We start from the raw sequence: 17,784 nt of genomic DNA, 5'->3' as shown, positions 1-17,784 counted from the left end.
CGCGGATCATGAGCCACTGTCCCGCCCGCCGGAGCACTAGGATGGTAGAGCACATCCCCAACCGCTGCTTCACGACAAGGCTGGAGATCGACATGGCGACGGTTGGCTCGCAGGCGCCCTCGGCACTTCCCGGAGGACCGGAGGGGCACGAGCACTCACCCGCGCGGCAACCACCCGCCACGGTCCCCGCGCCACCGGCCGCTACCCTTGCCGCGTCCGGCGAGCTGCTGCGCGCGCTGGCGGCCCCGGTCCGCATCGCGATCGTGCTCCAGTTGCGTGCCGGTGAGCGGTGCGTGCACGAGCTGGTCGACGCGCTGGAGGTGACGCAACCGCTGATCAGTCAGCATCTGCGGGTGTTGAAAGCCGCCGGAGTGGTGCGCGGTGAGCGGCGTGGCCGCGAGGTCGTGTACCACCTGGTGGACGACCACCTGGCGCACATCGTCGTCGACGCCGTCGCACACGTGCAGGAGGGTGCGCGAAACGAATGAGCTGGACAGTGACACGCGACACCGCACCCGTTCCCGGGCGCAGGGCTACCCGGCAACGCGCGGCCGTGGTGGAACTCCTCGGAGAGATCGACGACTTCCGCTCGGCTCAGGAACTGCACGACGAGCTGCGCAAACGCGGCGAGGGCATCGGGCTCACCACCGTGTACCGCACGCTGCAGTCACTGTGCGAGGCAGGCGAGATCGACGTGCTGCGCAACAGTTCCGGCGAAGCGCTCTACCGAAGGTGCTCCGCGCACCACCATCACCACCTGGTGTGCAGGCATTGCGGCTACACCGTGGAGGTGGAGGGGCCCGCGGTGGAGCGGTGGGCGGAGAAGATCGCCACCGGTAACGGCTTCTCCGAGATCAGCCACACCGTCGAGATCGTCGGGACCTGCGCCGACTGCGGGCTCGAAGCCGCAGGCGGCGACGGCACACCCGGCTAGCGTACGGCCGCCCCGCACCGCGCCGGGGGCGTCACGAGCCGAGCAGCTCGCTGCGGACCTGCGAAGCCGTGGACACCACAAGCATCAGCAGGGTGCCCAGCGGCGTGGCATCCAGTCCCTGCGCGGGAAACGCGTAGCGAAGGGTCAAGTCCATACCGCGCTCGGTATGGACGATACCGAGCGTTCCGAACAGGCCCTGCCCCGCGCGCTCTGCGACCGAAGCGGCCAACGTGGGTTCGTCGGGCAGGTCCCAGGCCACCACGCAGGTGAGGCTCAGTACCTCGAGTCCTTCCGCGAGCCGCATCGCCTGCACCACGCAGGGCACGTCGGCGTGGGAGAAGGTCAGCGTCCCGTCGTCGTCGGTACGTACTTCGAGGAAACGTTCCAGCGCCAGCCGCGCGGAGGTGAGCAGTTCCGCGGTGTGAGCCGCCTCAGACGTCATCGTTGTCCTCCCTCGGCGCCGGCTTTCACCGCGGCATCGACCGCGGCGCCGAACCGGCGGTCGCGTTTGGCGTACTCGACGCAGGCGTCCCACAGCTTCGTGCGGTCGAAGTCGGGAAAGAGCGTGTCCTGGAAGACGAATTCCGCGTAGGCGGACTGCCACAACATGAAGTTGGAGGTGCGCAGCTCGCCCGAGGGCCGCAGGAACAGGTCCACATCAGGCATTTCGGGTTGGTACAGATACTTCGCGATCGTGCGCTCGTCCACTTTGTTCGGATCGAGTTTGCCCTCCGCGGCGAGCACGGCGATGCGCCTCGCGGCGTCGCCGATCTCGGCCCTGCCGCCGTAGTTCACGCACATCGTCATGTTCAGCAAGGTGTTGTGCTTGGTCTTCTCCTCGGCGACCTGCAACTCCTTGATCACGCTGCGCCACAGCCGGGGCCTTCTTCCTGCCCAGCGGATGCGCACGCCGATGGAGCCGAGGTAGTCGACCTGCCTGCGGATCGTGTCGCGGTTGAAGCCCATCAGGAAGCGCACCTCCTCCGGGCTGCGCTTCCAGTTCTCGGTGGAGAAGGCGTAGACCGACAGCCACTTGACACCCAACTCGACCGCGCCACTGGCGACGTCGATCATCACCGCCTCACCGCGCTTGTGTCCCTCGATGCGGGGCAACCCGCGCTGGTTCGCCCAGCGACCGTTGCCGTCCATGACCAAAGCCACATGGTTGGGCACCAGTTCCGGTGGAATTCGCGGCGGGCGCGCCCCCGACGGATGCGGGTCAGGCGCCCGCAACTCCATCCGCGGTTTCGTGGCCTCGCGTCCCCTGCGCCGCACGTGTTACCTCCGTATCGCCGGACACCGGGTCCGACCCTAACCTGCCCGTGATCGGGGCCTCGCGGGCACGGCGTTCCACGAGCGGCAGCGACTTCAGCCGCCGCTCCAGATGCCACTGCAGGTGCGCCGCGACGAGGCCGCTGACGTCACGCCGCACACCCGCGACGCTTTCCTCCGCCACCGGCCAGTCGCCGTGCAGCAGCGCGGCGAGCAGCACCAGTACCTCCGGCGACGGGTGCACGGAACCTGGCACCCGGCAGCGCCCGCACAGCGAACCGCCGGCCTGGACGTTGAACGCTTCGTGCGGTCCGGGCTCGCCGCAGCGGGCGCACTCGGTGATGGCCGGTGCCCAACCCGCGAACGACATCGCACGCAGGAAGAAGGCGTCGAGCACCAGCGAGGCGTCGCGCTGCCCGCAGGCGAGCGCCCGCAGCGCGCCGGTGACCAGCAGGTACAGCTTCAGCACCGGCTCGCCCTCCTCGGCCGTCAGCCGGTCGGCGGTTTCGGTGATCGCGCTGGCGGCCGTGTAACGCTGGTAGTCGCCGACGATCGGCAACGCGAACGCGTCCACCGTCTCGACCTGCGTGATCACGTCGAGCGTGCGTCCGGTGTAGAACTGCACGTCCACGTGCCCGAACGGTTCCAGCCTCGCCCCGAACCGGGAGGTGGTCCGCCGCACTCCCTTGGCGACAGCGCGCACCTTGCCGTGCCTGCGGGTCAGCAGCGTGATGATGCGGTCGGCCTCGCCGAGTTTGTGCACCCGCAGCACCACACCGGTGTCCCGATACAGACTCACCCGTTCAGTTTCGCACGTGCGCCGAGGCCGTTCCGCGGCATCGCGGCCGCACGTCGGCGAACGGCCTCGTCAAAAGCCCAGCTTGCGCAGCTGTTTGGGGTCGCGCTGCCAGTCCTTGGCCACCTTGACGTGCAGGTCGAGGTACACCCGGCTGCCCAGCAGCGCCTCGATGTGCCTGCGCGCCTTGGCCCCGACCTCCTTCAACCGCGCCCCTCGGTGCCCCAGCACGATGCCCTTCTGGCTGGGCCGCTCCACGTACAGGTGCGCGTAGATGTCCACCAGGTCGTCGCGGCCCTGCCGGGGGTGCATCTCCTCGATGGTCACCGCGATGGAGTGCGGGAGTTCGTCCCGCACACCTTCCAGCGCCGCCTCCCTGATCAGCTCTGCGACCAGCGTCTGTTCCGGCTCGTCGGTCAGGTCACCGTCCGGATACAGCTGCGGACCCTCGGGCAGCCGGGCCACCAGCAGGTCGGCGAGCTTGTCGACCTGGAAGCCGTCGACGGCGGAGACGGGCACCAGATCGGCGAACTCCATCACCTCCTGCAGCGCCACCAGTTGCTCCGCGACGCGCTCTCCGGCGACGAGGTCGGTCTTGGTGACGATGCCGAGCACCGGGGTCCTGCGTGCGACCTTGGCCAACTCGCCCGCGATGAACCGGTCGCCCGGCCCGATCGTCTCGTCGGCGGGCACGCAGAACCCCACCACGTCCACCTCCGACCACGTCGAACGCACCACGTCGTTGAGGCGCTGACCGAGCAGCGTCCTCGGCCGGTGCAGACCGGGCGTGTCGACGATGATGAGCTGGGCGTCCTGCCGGTGCACGATGCCCCTGATCGCGTGCCGCGTGGTCTGTGGCTTGCTCGACGTGATCGCGATCTTGGAACCTACCAGCGCGTTGGTCAGCGTGGATTTGCCCGCGTTGGGCCTGCCGACGAAGCAGGCGAACCCGGACCGGTGCACCCCGCCGCCACCTTCGGTTTCCGCTGTCGCCGCGGCGCCCTGCCCGGCCGCGCCCCACTCGTTCACCGGATGGTCTCCCGCAACTCCCCCGCGGCGTCGGCCCGCAGGATCGGCGCGTCAGGGGTCAGCTCACGCACGGCACGCACGGAAAGCTCGTCGACCGCGGCCGCGTCGGTCACCACGGCGGCCGCCTCCAGCCCCTCGGCTCCACTGGACACCGCGGCCGCCACGGCGGCCTGCAGTGCCGTCAGCTTCAACGAGGGCAGTTCCACGGTGGCCGCCGCGTATGTGCGGCCGTCGACGTCGCGCACCGCGGCGCCTTCCTCGGCCTGTACCCGCGCCCGCGCGGAGCGCGCGAGGATGATGATCTTCTCGTCCTCGGGGTCGAGGTCAGGCATGTTCGACTCTCCTGTCACGTTCGTCCTGCTCGTCGGTTCGGGTCGGAGTGTTCGGGCCGATCCGGTGCCCGTCGGCCGCGCGGACCACCACGGTGGTGATGCGCATCCGGCCCCTGCGGTCCTTGCCACCCTCCGCCCGCAGCCGAAGGCCCTCCACCTCGGCCTCGGCGCCGGGCAGCGGCACGCGGCCGAGCCGCTGCGCCAGCAACCCGCCGACGGTCTCCACGTCGTGGTCGGCGAGATCCACCCCGAACAACTCGCCGAGATCGTCGACACCCAGCCTTGCCGACACGCGCACGACGTGGTCGTCGACCACCTCCACCGGAGGGGTCTCCTCGGTGTCGGACTCGTCGGTGATCTCACCGACGATCTCCTCGATGATGTCCTCGATGGTGAGCAGGCCCGCCGTGCCACCGTACTCGTCGACGGCGATGACCATGTGGGTACGCGAGACCTGCATCTCCTTCAGCAGGTTGTCCAGCCGTTTGGAGTCCGGCACGAACGTGGCCGGGCTCATCAGCTCACCCACCTGCCGCGCCGTGCCCCCCTCCGCCATGGAGGCGCCCACCAGGTCCTTCAGGTTGACGATGCCGACGATGTCGTCCACCGACTCACCGATCACCGGCAGCCGGGTGAACCCGGTACGCATCGACAGCGCGAGCGCCTGCCTGACGGTCTTGCCCTGCTCGATCCACACGATCTCGGTGCGCGGCACCATCACCTCACGCGCGACCGTATCGCCCAGTTCGAACACCGAGTGGATCATTTCCCGCTCGTCGGTGCCCACCACACCCCGCTCCCCGGCGAGGTCGACCAGCTCGCGCAGCTCGTCCTCGGTGGTGAACGGCCCCTCGCGGAATCCCCTGCCCGGTGTGATGGCGTTGCCGAGCACGATGAGCAGCCTGCTCAGCGGCCCGAGCACCTTCCCGAGCACCCGCACCGGACCCGCCACCGCGAGACCGACCCGGTAGGGGTGCTGCCTGCCGACGGTGCGAGGACCCACGCCAACGATGACGTAGCTGATGAGCACCATGACCAGGCCCGCTACCAGCACGGCCAGCCAAACCTGGTCGAACCAGCGCAGGCTGACCACAGTGACCAGCACGGTCGCGGTCAGCTCCGCGCCCATCCGCAGCAGCAGGAGCAGGTTGATGTGCCTGCTGCGTTCCTTGAGTACGGCGACGAGCTGGCGGGAACCGGCCCGCCCCGCCCGCGCCAGCCCCTCGGCGCGGGCCAGCGACGCGGTGCTGACGGCCGCGTCGGCAGCGGCGAAGATGCCGCCCAGCAGCACCAGCAGGACGGCGACGACCAAGAAGGTGGCCGAACTGCTCACGGCGACTCCGGCTCGGGCCTTCCGTCGAGTCCCGCCGCCCCGAGCAGTCGCTCGTCGTTGTCGCGCTGCGCGTCGCGGCGCTGCGCCTGTGCCACGGCCGCACGGAAATCGGTGAGGATGCGCTTCTGCAGCGCGAACATCTCCTGCTCCTCGGCGGGCTCGGCATGGTCGTAGCCGAGCAGATGCAGCACCCCGTGCACGGTCAGCAGGTGCAACTCCTCAAGCAGCGAGTGGCCCGCCGAGCGCGCCTGCTCCTTGGCGAACGCGGGGCACAGCACGATGTCGCCGAGCAACGCGGGCGACGCCTCAGCGGCGTCGGGCCGCCTGGTGGACTCCAGCTCGTCCATGGGAAACGCCATCACGTCGGTGGGCCCGGGCAGGTCCATCCAACGCTCGTGCAGTTCCTCCATCACGTCCAGCGTCACCAGCAACACCGACAGCTCGGCAAGCGGGCTGACGTCCAGTTGATCGAGGGCGAACCGGGCGGCGGACACGATCGACACCTCGTCGACGTTGACGCCCGACTCGTTGGCGATCTCGATGCTCACCTGCGACCCTGCCCGCCGACCACGTGACCGTTGCCAGCGGCTTCCTGCACCGCGTGCCACTTCTCGTAGGCATCGACTATGTCGCCCACCAACTTGTGCCGCACCACGTCGTGACTGGTGAGAGTGGCGAAGTGCAGGTCGGCGACGCCTTCGAGGATCTCGCGCACGACCCGCAACCCGCTTCGCTGCCCGCTGGGCAGGTCCACCTGCGTGATGTCGCCGGTGACCACGATCTTCGAGCCGAACCCGAGCCTGGTCAGGAACATCTTCATCTGCTCAGGCGTGGTGTTCTGCGCCTCGTCGAGGATGATGAAGGCATCGTTGAGGGTGCGGCCACGCATGTAGGCCAGCGGGGCGATCTCGATGGTGCCCGCCTGCATCAGCCGTGGGATCGACTCCGGGTCCACCATGTCGTGCAGCGCGTCGTACAGCGGCCGCAGGTAGGGGTCGATCTTCTCGTAAAGCGTTCCCGGCAGGAAGCCGAGCCGCTCACCGGCCTCCACGGCGGGCCTGGTCAGGATGATCCGGTTCACCTGCTTGGCCTGCAACGCCTGCACGGCCTTGGCCATCGCCAGATAGGTCTTGCCCGTGCCAGCGGGGCCGACACCGAAGACCACCGTGTGCTTGTCGATCGCGTCGACGTAGCGCTTCTGGTTGAGCGTCTTCGGCCGGATGGTACGGCCACGCCGGGACAGGATGTCCATGCTGAGCACGTCGGCGGGCGACTCGGAGGCACCCGCCGAGAGCATGGCGACCGTGCGCCGGACCGTGTCCGGCCCGACCTGCTGACCGCGGTCGGCGAGAGTCACCAGTTCGGCGAAGACGCGCTCGGCGAACGCCACGTCGGCGGGATCGCCGGTCAGGGTGATCTCGTTGCCCCGCACGTGCACGTCGGCGTCGAGAAGCTCCTCCGCGGCGCGGAGGTTCTCGTCACGAGTCCCGAGCAGCACGAGCGCGGCGGTGTCGGGCACCGCGAAATTCGACTGTGCCCGCTGGGCTGGGGTCGCTGCGGCTTCTGCGGCTTCTGTGGAGTGCTGCGGAACGGTTCCGGCCACGTGGCCTCTGGCCTGCTTTCTGCGCGGCTGCGCTGCTCGTGTTACTGGTCTGGCGTGTCGATGTTATCGGCATCAGCACCTGCGGGCAGGTGCGTTTATCCGGACGCACCCGTATAACGCCCGAAGAACCCGAGCTGTTCCCCGCCGAGGACGTGGGCGTGCACGTGAAACACGGTCTGACCTGCGTCCGCGCCGGTGTTGAACACGACACGGTAGCCGTCGTCCAGCCCCTCGAGCTCCGCCACCCGTGCCGCGGTGGCCACCACGTCGGCGAGCAACTGGGGATCGGCGGCGGCGAGTTCGGCCACGTCTCGGTAGCGCGTCTTGGGCACGACGAGCACATGGGTGCTGGCCTGCGGGTTGATGTCTCGGAAGGCCAGCGTCGTGTCGGTCTCGTGCACGATGTCGGCGGGCAGTTCCCTGGCGATGATCTTCTCGAACAAGGTCTCCGCGTCGCTCATTGCTCTCCCACCTTCCGCAGGCGACGTGCGGCATCGTACGTGATCAACACCGCGGGCGCTCAGACCCGAGACCGGCACGGGGGACACGGATCGGTACCCAGGCCCTGCTGCCGCGCCATTCGCTCGAGCAACGCGGTCAGGTTGCTTCGCTCCCCCGCGTCGAGCGCGGCACAGATCTCGTCCTCGTGCGCTGCCGCGGCCTCTCGCACGCCGTCGAGCAGCGTGCGCGCCTTGGCGGTGAGGTGCAGGGCGTGGTTGCGGCGGTCCTTGGCACATCGCCGCCGGTCCACCAGGCCCCTGGCGTCCAGGCTGTCGATGAGCGCGACCACTCGACTGGGTACGACTCCCAATTCGGCGGCCAGCGAGCGCTGGCTGCGTCCGGGATCGCAGGCGATCATGCGCAGCAACACGATGTCGGGAAGTGTCAGTCCCAGCTCACCGACTCGTTCGGCGAACCGGCTCTGCGCGTGCGCACCGAGCTGGGCGAGCAGGAAGGCCGCGGTCCTGGTCGGGAAATCCGCGACCGCTGCTCGGTCTTCGTCCGCCGTGGTCACGCAGCGCACCCTACCGTACCGGTGAGTAACCCAACCGTGACCAAGGCGCGCGCACCCTGTCTCACACGCTGTCACGGTGTGCGGCCATGCGGTGTCCTGAGGTCGAACACCGGAACCGCAAAGGAGAACTCATGGACCTCGCACTGTGGATCGCCGCGGGGCTGCTCGCCGCAGTGGCGCTGGTGGGCGGCATCAGCAAGACCGTCGTCTCCAAGGAGAAACTGGCCGCGACCGCGGGCGGGCGCTGGACCGCCGACGCCGGCCGCGGCTTCGTCAAGACCCTCGGGGTGCTGGAGTTGCTGGCCTCGGCCGGGTTGATCCTGCCCGCCGTGGTCGGCATCGCGCCGATCATGGTGCCGGTGACCGCCGCGTGCTGGGCGTTGCTGATGGTCGGCGCGGTCAGCACCCACGTGCGGTACCGCGACGGCGCGAAGTTCGTGGTGGTGACCTCGGCCTATCTCGCCCTCGCCGCCTTCGTCGCGTGGGGACGGTTCGGACCGGAGTCCTTCGTCGCCTGACCGGCCCGCGACGAAACCACGAACAGCATGGGCACCCCTAGCGCATACCTGCGGGTAACCATTCTCTGCCGTGAATTGACGTCGTCGCGCGCACTGTCCGAACAACCCATAACCCCGCGAGGAATGTTCATCGTGGTGAACCATTCGATTTATGGAATGAATTCGCCCTGCCCCGGCCTTCTGGCCACAGTGGACTACTCAAGCGTAGGTAAGGGTTGCGGCGAACCGGATTGAGGCGCCGCGGGGCGGTGAAGCCTGGGGGTCGCTTCACACGCCACCGCGGCTCCGCCGGACCGAGGGGGGAGGTGTCCGGCGGGGTCTTCGACACCCGAGAAGTTCTCGCGTGTCCGATCGTGGCAAGGGTACGGGCAGTGACGGCGGTGGCGCCAGGAAACGCGTCGAAAAGCGGAGGAAATGTCGCGAGTGTTTCAGCCGAATGCGTCCGTTCGGCCTATCGCCAGCGCGCGGTCAGGGCACCGAGTGCGCCCAGTGCGACGGCAGCGGCCGTGGAGGCACGCAACACCGTGGGGCCCAGCCGCACCCGGGTGGCGCCCGCGGCGGCCAGGGTGTCGGCCTCCTCCTCGGTGACGCCACCTTCCGGCCCTACCACCAGGACCAACTCGCCACGCTGCGGCAACTCCACCTCGGCGAGGGTGCGGGCCGCGGCCGCGTCGAGCACCACCGCACCCGCTGCTCGAGAAACCAGGTGGGCGAGCCCGTCGGTGTCCACCGGTTCGCTCACCACCGGCACCCGGCCGCGACGTGCCTGCTTCGCGGCCGCCCTCGCCGCGTTACGCCAGCGGCCCAACGCCTTGGCGCCCCTGGCGCCCTCTTCCCAGCGGGCGATGCTGCGCGCCGCACGCCAGGGCACGACCGCGTCCGCGCCTGCCTCGGTGGCCAACTCGACGGCCAACTCGCCCCGATCGCCCTTGATCAGTGCCTGCGCGACGGTCACCCGCAGCGCGGGAGGCTGCTCCAGCCGCCGTCGCGCCACCAGCAGTTCCAGCGAAGGAGCCCTGCCAGGCCGCACCGACTCCACGACGCACTCGGCGATCCCGCCCTCGCCGTCACACAGCGCGAGCCGCTCCCCCTGCCGGATGCGTCGCACCGTGACGGCGTGGCGTGCCTCCTCGCCGTCCAGCACCGCATGCGGACCTTCGGGCAGCGTCGCCACCAGGAAGACCGGAGGCGTCGCGTCGGGCATCAGCGGCTCTTGGCGCGCAGCTTCGAGAACAGGCCGCCGTTCTTGTGGCCGTTGCCCGCCAGTGACGGCGCTTCCTCACCACGGATCTGCGCGAGCTGGCGCAACAACTCCGCCTGTTCCTCGTCCAGCTTGGTCGGCACCACGACGTCGATGTGCACGTGCAGGTCGCCCCTGCCGTCGACCCGGCCGGACGAGCGCAGCCTCGGCATACCCATGCCGGTCAGCAACAGCTCGGCGCTCGGCTGTGTCCCCGGCTCGATGTCGATGTCCTGCACCCCGTCGACGAGGGTCTCCAGCGGAACGGTGGCACCGAGCGCGGCGCTCGTCATCGGGATTCGCAGGTGGCAGTGCAGGTCGTTGCCCTCCCTGACGAAGACCTCGTGCGGCGCCTCGTCGATCTCCACGTACAGGTCACCCGCTGGTCCACCGCCGGGTCCGACCTCGCCCTGCCCGGAAAGCCGAATGCGCATGCCGTCGCCGACCCCCGGTGGGATCTTCGCGGTCACGTTGCGACGCGCCCGCACGCGGCCGTCACCGCCGCACTGCTGGCACGGGTCGGTGATGACCTCACCGAAGCCACGGCACACCGGGCACGGCCTCGCGGTGACCACCTGCCCGAGGAAGGAACGCTGCACCGACTGGATCTCGCCCTGCCCACCGCAGGTGTCGCAGGTGGTCACGGTGCCGCCCTCGGCGGTGCCCGCGCCCCGGCAACGGTCGCACAGGATCGCCGTGTCGACGGCGATCTCCTTGTCGACGCCCGTCGCGCACTCCTCCAGCGTCAGGCTCAGCCTGATCAGCGCGTCCGAGCCCGGCTGAACGCGGCTGCGCGGACCCCGGCCCCTGCCACCGCCGGTGGCGGCGCCGAAGAAGGCGTCCATGATGTCGCCGAGCCCGCCGAAGCCCGCGAACGGGTCGCGTCCGCCCGCGCTCGCGCCGTTGTCCAGCGGGTCGCCACCGAGGTCGACGACCTTGCGCTTCTGTGGATCGGACAGCACCTCATAGGCGGTGGTGACCTCGCTGAAGCGGTGCTGCGCGTCCTCGGACGGGTTGACATCAGGGTGCAGCTCACGCGCGAGCTTGCGGTATGCGCGCTTGATCTCCTGATCGGTCGCGTTCTTCGACACCCCGAGGATGCCGTAGTAGTCCCTGGCCACCGTCTTGCCGTCCTCCTAGAAACGCCTACTTGCCGGACAGGATCTGGCCCACGTAGTTGGCCACAGCACGCACTGCGGCGATCGTGCCCGGATAGTCCATCCTGGTGGGGCCGACGACACCCATGCCCCCCATCAACACCTCGTCCGAGCCGTAGCCGATCGACACCACCGACGTACTGCGCATCTGCTCGTCCTCATTCTCCTCCCCGATCCGCACGGTGATCGCACCGGGGTTGCGCGCGGCGGCGAGCAGTTTCAACACCACCACCTGCTCCTCGAGGGCCTCCAGCACCTGCCGCAACGAGCCGGGGAAGTCGGCGACGTTGCGAGTGAGGTTGGCGGTACCACCGAGCACCAGACGTTCCTCCGGGTGCTCCACCAGGGACTCCACGAGCACGGTGCACACCCGCGTCATGGCGTCGCGCAGTTCGGCGGGCGCGTGCTCCGGCAGTTCGGACACCTTCGCGGCGGCCTCGGCGAGCCGGTGTCCCTGCAGCGCCGAGTTCAGCACGTCACGAAGCCGGGCGACCGAATCATCGCTGATCACGTCCCCGAGATCGACGATCCGCTGGTCGACGCGACCGGTGTCGGTGATGAGCACCAGCATGAGCCGGGCCGGGGTGAGCAGCACCACCTCCACGTGCCGCACGGTGGAGTTGGTCAGTGTCGGATACTGCACCACCGCCACCTGCCGGGTCAGCTGTGCCAGCAGCCGCACCGACCGCCTCAGCACGTCGTCGAGATCGAGCGCGCCCTCGAGAAATTGCCCGATCGCCCGCCGCTCCGCGCCGGAAAGCGGCTTGACCTCGGAGAGCTTGTCCACGAAAAGCCGGTAGCCCTTGTCCGTGGGGATGCGGCCTGCGCTGGTGTGCGGCTGAGTGATGTAGCCGTCCTCTTCGAGTGCGGCCATGTCGTTGCGGACGGTGGCACTCGACACGCCCAGGTTGTGCCGGTCGACCAACGCCTTCGAACCGACCGGCTCATGGTTGGACACGTAGTCGGCAACGATGGCGCGCAACACCTCGAAGCGACGCTCGTCAGCGCTGGCCACCGGCGTCTCCTCTCGTCGTCAACTCGACCTGCCCATGCCTGGCTGACGACGAGTTTACGTTCTTACAGCCGCTGTGGAGCAGTCCCGGCGCGCGGCGACTGGGCCGCCGCGCACCGGCAGGCCCGGCAACCGGTGATCTCGCTCACAAACCGGGGCGGAAACCTCTCAGCGGTCCGGCCGCTGGGCTTCTCCGACCTCCCGGTCGGCCACGGCGACGGCCTCACCGAGGATTCGCAGCGCTTGCTCGGCTTCCTCGGCCGTGAGCGTCATCGGTGGCGCGAGCCGGACGACGTTGCCGTGCAGCCCGCCCTTGCCCACCAGCAGTCCGCGCGACCTGGTCTCCTCGAGCACGATCCCGGCCGCCCGCTCGCTGGGTCGGCTGCCACCGGGTACGACGAGTTCGAGGCCGATCATCAGTCCCTTGCCCCGCACGTCGCCCACGACCGGATGCGCGTCACCGATGTCGCGCAGCCCGCGAAGCAGCCGCTCGCCCAGTTCGGCGGCGTTGCTCTGCAGGTCGTGGTCGAGCAGGTAGTCCAGCGTTGCCGCGGCTGCCGCCGTGGCAAGCGGGTTGCCGCCGAAGGTGGAGATGGAGTTGGCCCGAAGGCAGTCCATGATCTCGCGGCGGGCGATCACGCCGCCGATGGCGAGTCCGTTGCCGACGCCCTTGGCGAAGGTCATGATGTCCGGTGTCACGCCGTGGGCCTCGATGCCCCAGAAGTGCTGGCCGGTGCGCCCCCAGCCGGTCTGCACCTCGTCGGAGACGAACAGGATGCCCTCCTCGTCCAGCACCTGCTTGAACTCGCCGAACAACCCGTCGGGCGGGACGTTGAACCCGCCCACACCCTGGATCGGCTCGGCGATCAGCGCGGCCACGTCGCCCGAGGTCGTAGTGGTCAGCACGTCGCGCAGATCCTCCACACAGGCCGCGATGTAGTCGGCATCGGAGTAGCCCGAGAACGGCCCCCGGTAGCGGTAGCCGCCGTGCACGTAGCTCACCTTCACGGGAGAAAGCGAACTGGCCGACCAGCCACGGTTGCCGGTCACGCCCACGGTGGCGAAGGCTCTGCCGTGGTAGGAGTTGCGCAGTGCCAGCACCTGATTGCTGCGGCGGTACTGCGTCGCCAGCATCAGCGCGGTCTCGTTGGCTTCCGTGCCTGAGTTGGTGAAGAACACCTTGGCGTCGGGGATGCCGGACAGCTTCGCGATCCGCTCGGCCAACTCGACCTGGTTGCGGATCAGGTACAGCGTGGAGGTGTGCAGCACTCCGGTGTCGAGTTGGGCCCGCAGTGCGTCGCGGACCTCGGCGACATCGTAGCCGAGCGCGTTGGTGAGGATGCCTGCGAAGAAGTCCAGGTAGCGGCGACCCCGCGAATCGGTCACGTGCCGCCCGCTCGCGCCGACGATCTCGATGGGTTCGGAGTAGTACAGCGTGAGCCACTCCGGCAGTACGGCCCGATGCCTACTCAACAGGTCCGGTTCGGTCATGCGGTCGAGTCTCGCCGGACAGCGCACGCCGCGCCATGCCCGAAGCCGTCGCCGGCCCGCTCATTACTGCCCGTACACGTCGCTGTCGCTCAATCGAGAATGATCATCACCTGTTGGAGTAACAAAGGTTCCACCGTTCGCGTGCCGATAGCCCAGGCATGTCCATGATCGCTGCCGGATCGCTCGCCGCGTGCACGCTCACCGCGCTGTGCGCGGGCGGGCCGAACCTACCCGCCGAGTCGTCCCTGTCCCTCTCCCTGCGAGGCACCGACGGTGTCACTCGCTCCGTCCACCTGACCTGCGAACCCGACACGGGAACGCACCCGAGGGCCCACCAGGCCTGCGCCGCTCTCGAGGCGGCCGACGGCGACTTCGATCGGCTGCCCGAACTCCAGCGGCAGTGCACGATGATCTACTCCCCGGTGCGCGCCCATGCGCGTGGTCACTGGAAGGGCGAATCGGTCCGCTTCACCACCGAGTACTCCAACCCATGCTTCGCCGACGCCCGCTCGGGTGGGGTGTTCGGCTTCTGAACCGTTCGCGGCCGGTAGTCGTCAGTATTCGCCGGTAGTCGCCGTAGTCGCCTGCCGTCGTCAGTTTGTCACCGCCATGGCGGGGTAGCCGAACTCGCGAAGGCTCCCCTACGCATCGACCAGGGAGGCAGCCCGCCATGGCGCAAGAACCTCGTGACGACAAGGATCGACAACTCGGCGATTTCCGAGTCAGCGACGACGACACGCTGCTGACGACACAGCAAGGAGTTCGGGTCGACCACACCGATGACTCCCTCACCGTGGGCGAGCGCGGCCCGACCTTGCTGGAGGACTTCCACTTCAGGGAGAAGCTCACCCACTTCGACCACGAACGCATCCCCGAGCGCGTGGTCCACGCCAGGGGTACTGGCGCATACGGCCACTTCCAGCCCTACGACGACTGGCTCGCCGAATACACCATGGCCGACTTCCTTCGCGACCCGACCAAGCGAACCCCGGTGTTCGTACGGTTCTCCACCGTCGCAGGCTCTCGAGGCTCGGCCGACACCGTACGCGACGTTCGCGGCTTCGCGACGAAGTTCTACACCGACGCGGGCAACTACGACCTCGTCGGCAACAACATGCCGGTGTTCTTCATTCACGACGGAATCAAGTTCCCCGACTTCGTCCACGCCGTGAAACCGGAGCCGCACAACGAGATCCCGCAGGCACAGTCGGCGCACGACACGCTGTGGGACTTCGTCTCCCTGCAACCGGAGACGATGCACATGATGATGTGGCTGATGTCCGACCGGGCGCTGCCCCGCAGCTACCGGATGATGCAGGGCTTCGGCGTGCACACCTTCCGGCTGGTCAACGCCGACGGCAGGGGCACGTTCGTGAAGTTCCACTGGAAGCCGCTACTCGGCACGCACTCGCTGGTGTGGGACGAGACGCAGAAGATCGCGGGCAAGGACCCCGACTACAACCGTCGCGACCTGTGGGACGCCATCGAAGCCGGGCAGTACCCCGAGTACGAGCTGGGCGTGCAACTCGTCGACGAGGCCGACGAGTTCGCGTTCGACTTCGACCTGCTGGACCCGACCAAGATCATCCCGGAGGAGCAGGTTCCGGTCCGGCCCGTCGGCCGCATGGTGCTCGATCGCAACCCGGACAACTTCTTCGCCGAGACAGAGCAGATCGCCTTCCACACCGCCAACGTGGTGCCGGGGATCGACTTCACCAACGACCCGCTGCTGCAGGCCCGCAACTTCTCCTATCTGGACACTCAGCTGATCCGGCTCGGCGGGCCGAACTTCGCGCAGCTACCGGTGAACCGGCCGGTGGCCGAGGTGCACAACAACCAGCGCGACGGGTACGGCCAGCTGCGGATTAACCAGGGGAAGACGTCGTACCACAAGAACACCCTCGGCGGCGGCTGCCCCGCGATCGCCGACGGCAGCGCGTTCTCGCACTACGCCGAGAAGGTCGAGGGCCACAAGATCCGCAAGCGCAGCGAGAGCTTCAAGGACTACTACTCGCAAGCCACGCTGTTCTGGAACAGCATGTCCGAGGTCGAGGCCGAGCACATCGTCGCGGCCTTCCGGTTCGAGCTGGGCAAGGTTGAGCACAAGCAGATCAGGGCCCGGGTCGTGGAGCACCTCAACCACGTCGATCACGACTTGGCCGTGCGGGTGGCCAAGGGCATCGGCGTGCCCCCTCCCGCCGACGAGAGCACACCGAACCACGGCCGTTCCTCGCCCGCGCTGTCACAGCTGAACGCGCCGATGGACCGCGCGGACACCCGCAGGGTCGCCGTACTGGCCGCCGCGGGTGTCGACGGCCCGGGTACGCGGCGCCTTGTCGAGGCACTCGACCGGCACGGTGTCGTCGCCGAGGTTCTCGCGCCCGTCGACGGGGAGCTACCGGGCGCCGACGGCGGCATCTCCGCGGACAGGGCGTTGAACACCATGGCCTCGGTGCTCTACGACGCCGTCGTGGTGGCATCAGGCCCGGACAGCGCCGCCACGCTTGCCCGTGACGGCTACGCCGTGCATTTCGTCACCGAGGCCTACAAGCACGCCAAACCGGTAGCGGCATTCGGGTCCGGCATGGAACTGCTTCGCACCGGCGAGATCATCGAACGGCTCGCCGACAGCACCGAGGTGGTGGACGACCGTGGCGTGATCACCACGACCGCGGAGGGCGAGGCGCTGCCCGACGACTTCGTCGCCCGGCTCACCGACCGGCTGGCCCGCCACCGCGCCTGGGAGCGGGCCACCGAGTCCGTGCCCGCGTGAGACCTGCGTGACGCCCCGGCCAGGGCCTGGTCACACCAGCGCCTGGTAGACGAGCTGGCGCAGCTGCTGGCGAAGCGGGTAGGTGCTCGACGGCATGAGCTGGGTGAAGAACAGCACCGTGAGGCCCTCGGCAGGGTCGACCCAGAACGCCGTGCTCGCCGCACCGCCCCAGGCGAACTCGCCCTCGCTGGACAGCGTCTTGGCCTTGGCCGGGTCACGCAGTACCGAGAAACCCAGCCCGAACCCGAACCCGTTGAACGGGATCTCGGCGAACAGCGGCCGCCCGAACTGCTCGAGATCGACGTCGCCGGGCAGGTGGTTTCGGGTCATCAGGCGCACGGTGCGCGGGCTGAGCAGCCGGGTGCCGTCGAGTTCGCCGCCTCGCAGCAGCAACTGCGTGAACCGGTGGTAGTCGGCCGCGGTGCCCACCAGCCCCGCTCCGCCCTGCAGGCACGCGGGCTTCTTCTTGATCGCCTCTCCGAAAGTGTCGTTGCGCTTCGCGCGGCGGGTCAGCGGATCGGGCACGTAGAGCGCGGCCAGCCGGTCCACGGCGTCACCGTCGACGTGGAAGGACGTCTCCGTCATCCCGAGCGGGCCGAAGATGCGCTCGGCGAAGAACCGGTCGAGCGGCATGCCGGACACGACCTCCACCAGCCTGCCGAGCACGTCGGTTGCCACCGAGTAGTTCCATTCGGTGCCGGGCTGGAACAGCAGCGGCAGCTCGGCCCATGCCTCGCTGCACGCCGCCAGGTCCTTGCCCTGCGGCGTGCTCCACTCGAAGCCCGCGGCCCGGTAGATCCCGTCCACCGGATGGGCGTGGTGAAAGCCGTACGTCAGCCCGGCCGTGTGGGTGAGCAGGTGCCACACCCTGATCGGCTCGGTGGCGGGTTCGGTGACGGGGCGCAGCGCCGAGCCCTTGACGAACACCCGTGGCTCGGCGAACTCGGGCAGCCAACGGTGGATCGGGTCGGTGAGTTCGAACTCCCCCTCCTCGAACAGCATCATCGCGGCGAGCGAGGTGATCGGCTTGGTCATCGAGTAGATGCGCCACAGCGTGTCGACCTCCACCCCCAGCCCGGCCTCCAGATCACGGTGCCCGTAGCTGGAAAGGTGCGCGACCCTGCCGTGCCGTGCCACCACGGTGAGCCAGCCGGGCAGCAGGCCCTCGTCGACGTAGCGCGCCATCCGGCGATCGATGCGGCTCAGCCGCCTGGCGTCGAAACCGAGTTCCTCGGCTTCGGCCTCCACCGCGAGGTTCGTCATGGCCTCAGTTCTACCG

At 68.8% G+C, this 17,784-nt stretch carries 20 protein-coding genes; 5 read left to right on the top strand and 15 right to left on the bottom strand.

The genetic code is table 11. The features are described 5' to 3' along the window. Window positions 1-92 precede the first annotated feature (92 nt). Window positions 93-488: an ArsR/SmtB family transcription factor gene (locus tag SACMADRAFT_RS08995; protein WP_040926222.1), complete on the top strand. Its 396-nt coding sequence runs from the start codon at window positions 93-95 to the stop codon at window positions 486-488. Then, on the top strand, window positions 485-934 hold the full coding sequence (locus SACMADRAFT_RS08990) for a Fur family transcriptional regulator (RefSeq protein ID WP_009153492.1): 450 nt from the start codon (window positions 485-487) through the stop codon (window positions 932-934). Before SACMADRAFT_RS08995 ends, SACMADRAFT_RS08990 begins: the two co-directional genes overlap by 4 nt. 31 nt (window positions 935-965) lie before the next feature. Here SACMADRAFT_RS08990 and SACMADRAFT_RS08985 read toward each other — a convergent pair whose 3' ends face one another. The 10 genes from SACMADRAFT_RS08985 to SACMADRAFT_RS08940 form a co-directional block, all read right to left on the bottom strand. Further along, entirely contained in the window at window positions 966-1,376 is a 411-nt protein-coding gene (locus SACMADRAFT_RS08985) for a hypothetical protein (RefSeq protein WP_009153491.1), read from the bottom strand. Next, window positions 1,373-2,209 carry an isoprenyl transferase gene (locus tag SACMADRAFT_RS08980; RefSeq protein ID WP_009153490.1) on the bottom strand — a complete coding sequence of 279 codons (837 nt, stop codon included), beginning with the start codon at window positions 2,207-2,209 and terminating at the stop codon, window positions 1,373-1,375. The genes SACMADRAFT_RS08985 and SACMADRAFT_RS08980 overlap by 4 nt, the downstream gene beginning before the upstream one ends. Continuing rightward, window positions 2,154-3,005, bottom strand: coding sequence for a DNA repair protein RecO (recO, locus tag SACMADRAFT_RS08975; RefSeq protein ID WP_009153489.1), 852 nt, complete (start codon window positions 3,003-3,005; stop codon window positions 2,154-2,156). Before recO ends, SACMADRAFT_RS08980 begins: the two co-directional genes overlap by 56 nt. A gap of 69 nt (window positions 3,006-3,074) precedes the next feature. Next, a complete protein-coding gene (gene era / locus SACMADRAFT_RS08970) occupies window positions 3,075-3,965 on the bottom strand; it encodes a GTPase Era (protein ID WP_040926220.1) in 891 nt (296 codons plus the stop codon). Between the two features lie 62 nt (window positions 3,966-4,027). Further along, window positions 4,028-4,363, bottom strand: a complete 336-nt coding sequence (locus SACMADRAFT_RS08965; protein ID WP_009153487.1) for a hypothetical protein — start codon at window positions 4,361-4,363, stop codon at window positions 4,028-4,030. Further along, complete coding sequence (locus SACMADRAFT_RS08960; protein ID WP_009153486.1) at window positions 4,356-5,696, bottom strand: hemolysin family protein; 1,341 nt, start codon at window positions 5,694-5,696, stop codon at window positions 4,356-4,358. Before SACMADRAFT_RS08960 ends, SACMADRAFT_RS08965 begins: the two co-directional genes overlap by 8 nt. Further along, window positions 5,693-6,244: an rRNA maturation RNase YbeY gene (ybeY, locus tag SACMADRAFT_RS08955; RefSeq protein WP_009153485.1), complete on the bottom strand. Its 552-nt coding sequence runs from the start codon at window positions 6,242-6,244 to the stop codon at window positions 5,693-5,695. The genes SACMADRAFT_RS08960 and ybeY overlap by 4 nt, the downstream gene beginning before the upstream one ends. Then, the gene (locus tag SACMADRAFT_RS08950; protein ID WP_009153484.1) at window positions 6,241-7,299 is read right to left on the bottom strand and encodes a PhoH family protein; all 1,059 of its coding nucleotides are present in this window, start codon (window positions 7,297-7,299) and stop codon (window positions 6,241-6,243) included. Before SACMADRAFT_RS08950 ends, ybeY begins: the two co-directional genes overlap by 4 nt. A gap of 95 nt (window positions 7,300-7,394) precedes the next feature. Beyond that, complete coding sequence (locus SACMADRAFT_RS08945; RefSeq protein ID WP_009153483.1) at window positions 7,395-7,760, bottom strand: histidine triad nucleotide-binding protein; 366 nt, start codon at window positions 7,758-7,760, stop codon at window positions 7,395-7,397. Window positions 7,761-7,819: 59 nt separating this feature from the next. Continuing rightward, window positions 7,820-8,314, bottom strand: coding sequence for a MarR family winged helix-turn-helix transcriptional regulator (locus SACMADRAFT_RS08940; RefSeq protein ID WP_009153482.1), 495 nt, complete (start codon window positions 8,312-8,314; stop codon window positions 7,820-7,822). A 131-nt stretch (window positions 8,315-8,445) separates the two neighbouring features. On the opposite strand from SACMADRAFT_RS08940, the gene SACMADRAFT_RS08935 reads away from it, so the two are divergent. Next, window positions 8,446-8,832, top strand: coding sequence for a DoxX family protein (locus tag SACMADRAFT_RS08935; protein WP_009153481.1), 387 nt, complete (start codon window positions 8,446-8,448; stop codon window positions 8,830-8,832). A 451-nt stretch (window positions 8,833-9,283) separates the two neighbouring features. Here SACMADRAFT_RS08935 and SACMADRAFT_RS08930 read toward each other — a convergent pair whose 3' ends face one another. The 4 genes from SACMADRAFT_RS08930 to SACMADRAFT_RS08915 form a co-directional block, all read right to left on the bottom strand. Then, entirely contained in the window at window positions 9,284-10,036 is a 753-nt protein-coding gene (locus SACMADRAFT_RS08930; RefSeq protein WP_009153480.1) for a 16S rRNA (uracil(1498)-N(3))-methyltransferase, read from the bottom strand. Continuing rightward, window positions 10,036-11,193: a molecular chaperone DnaJ gene (gene dnaJ, locus SACMADRAFT_RS08925; protein ID WP_009153479.1), complete on the bottom strand. Its 1,158-nt coding sequence runs from the start codon at window positions 11,191-11,193 to the stop codon at window positions 10,036-10,038. Before dnaJ ends, SACMADRAFT_RS08930 begins: the two co-directional genes overlap by 1 nt. A gap of 25 nt (window positions 11,194-11,218) precedes the next feature. Next, entirely contained in the window at window positions 11,219-12,244 is a 1,026-nt protein-coding gene (gene hrcA / locus SACMADRAFT_RS08920; protein WP_009153478.1) for a heat-inducible transcriptional repressor HrcA, read from the bottom strand. Between the two features lie 165 nt (window positions 12,245-12,409). Further along, entirely contained in the window at window positions 12,410-13,732 is a 1,323-nt protein-coding gene (locus SACMADRAFT_RS08915; protein WP_009153477.1) for an aspartate aminotransferase family protein, read from the bottom strand. A 158-nt stretch (window positions 13,733-13,890) separates the two neighbouring features. Between SACMADRAFT_RS08915 and SACMADRAFT_RS08910 the strand changes: the two genes are divergently transcribed. Then, entirely contained in the window at window positions 13,891-14,265 is a 375-nt protein-coding gene (locus SACMADRAFT_RS08910; protein ID WP_040925615.1) for an SSI family serine proteinase inhibitor, read from the top strand. Between the two features lie 137 nt (window positions 14,266-14,402). After that, window positions 14,403-16,505 (top strand): catalase, encoded by a 2,103-nt coding sequence (locus tag SACMADRAFT_RS08905; protein ID WP_009153475.1) that lies wholly within the window; start codon window positions 14,403-14,405, stop codon window positions 16,503-16,505. A gap of 30 nt (window positions 16,506-16,535) precedes the next feature. Here the strand turns inward: SACMADRAFT_RS08905 and SACMADRAFT_RS08900 are convergent, their stop codons facing one another. Beyond that, window positions 16,536-17,768, bottom strand: coding sequence for a serine hydrolase domain-containing protein (locus tag SACMADRAFT_RS08900; protein WP_009153474.1), 1,233 nt, complete (start codon window positions 17,766-17,768; stop codon window positions 16,536-16,538). Window positions 17,769-17,784 lie beyond the last annotated feature (16 nt).

This window comes from Saccharomonospora marina XMU15 (assembly GCF_000244955.1).
Classification (GTDB): Bacteria; Actinomycetota; Actinomycetes; order Mycobacteriales; family Pseudonocardiaceae; genus Saccharomonospora_A; species Saccharomonospora_A marina.
This window is presented reverse-complemented; position numbering and strand designations above follow the sequence as displayed.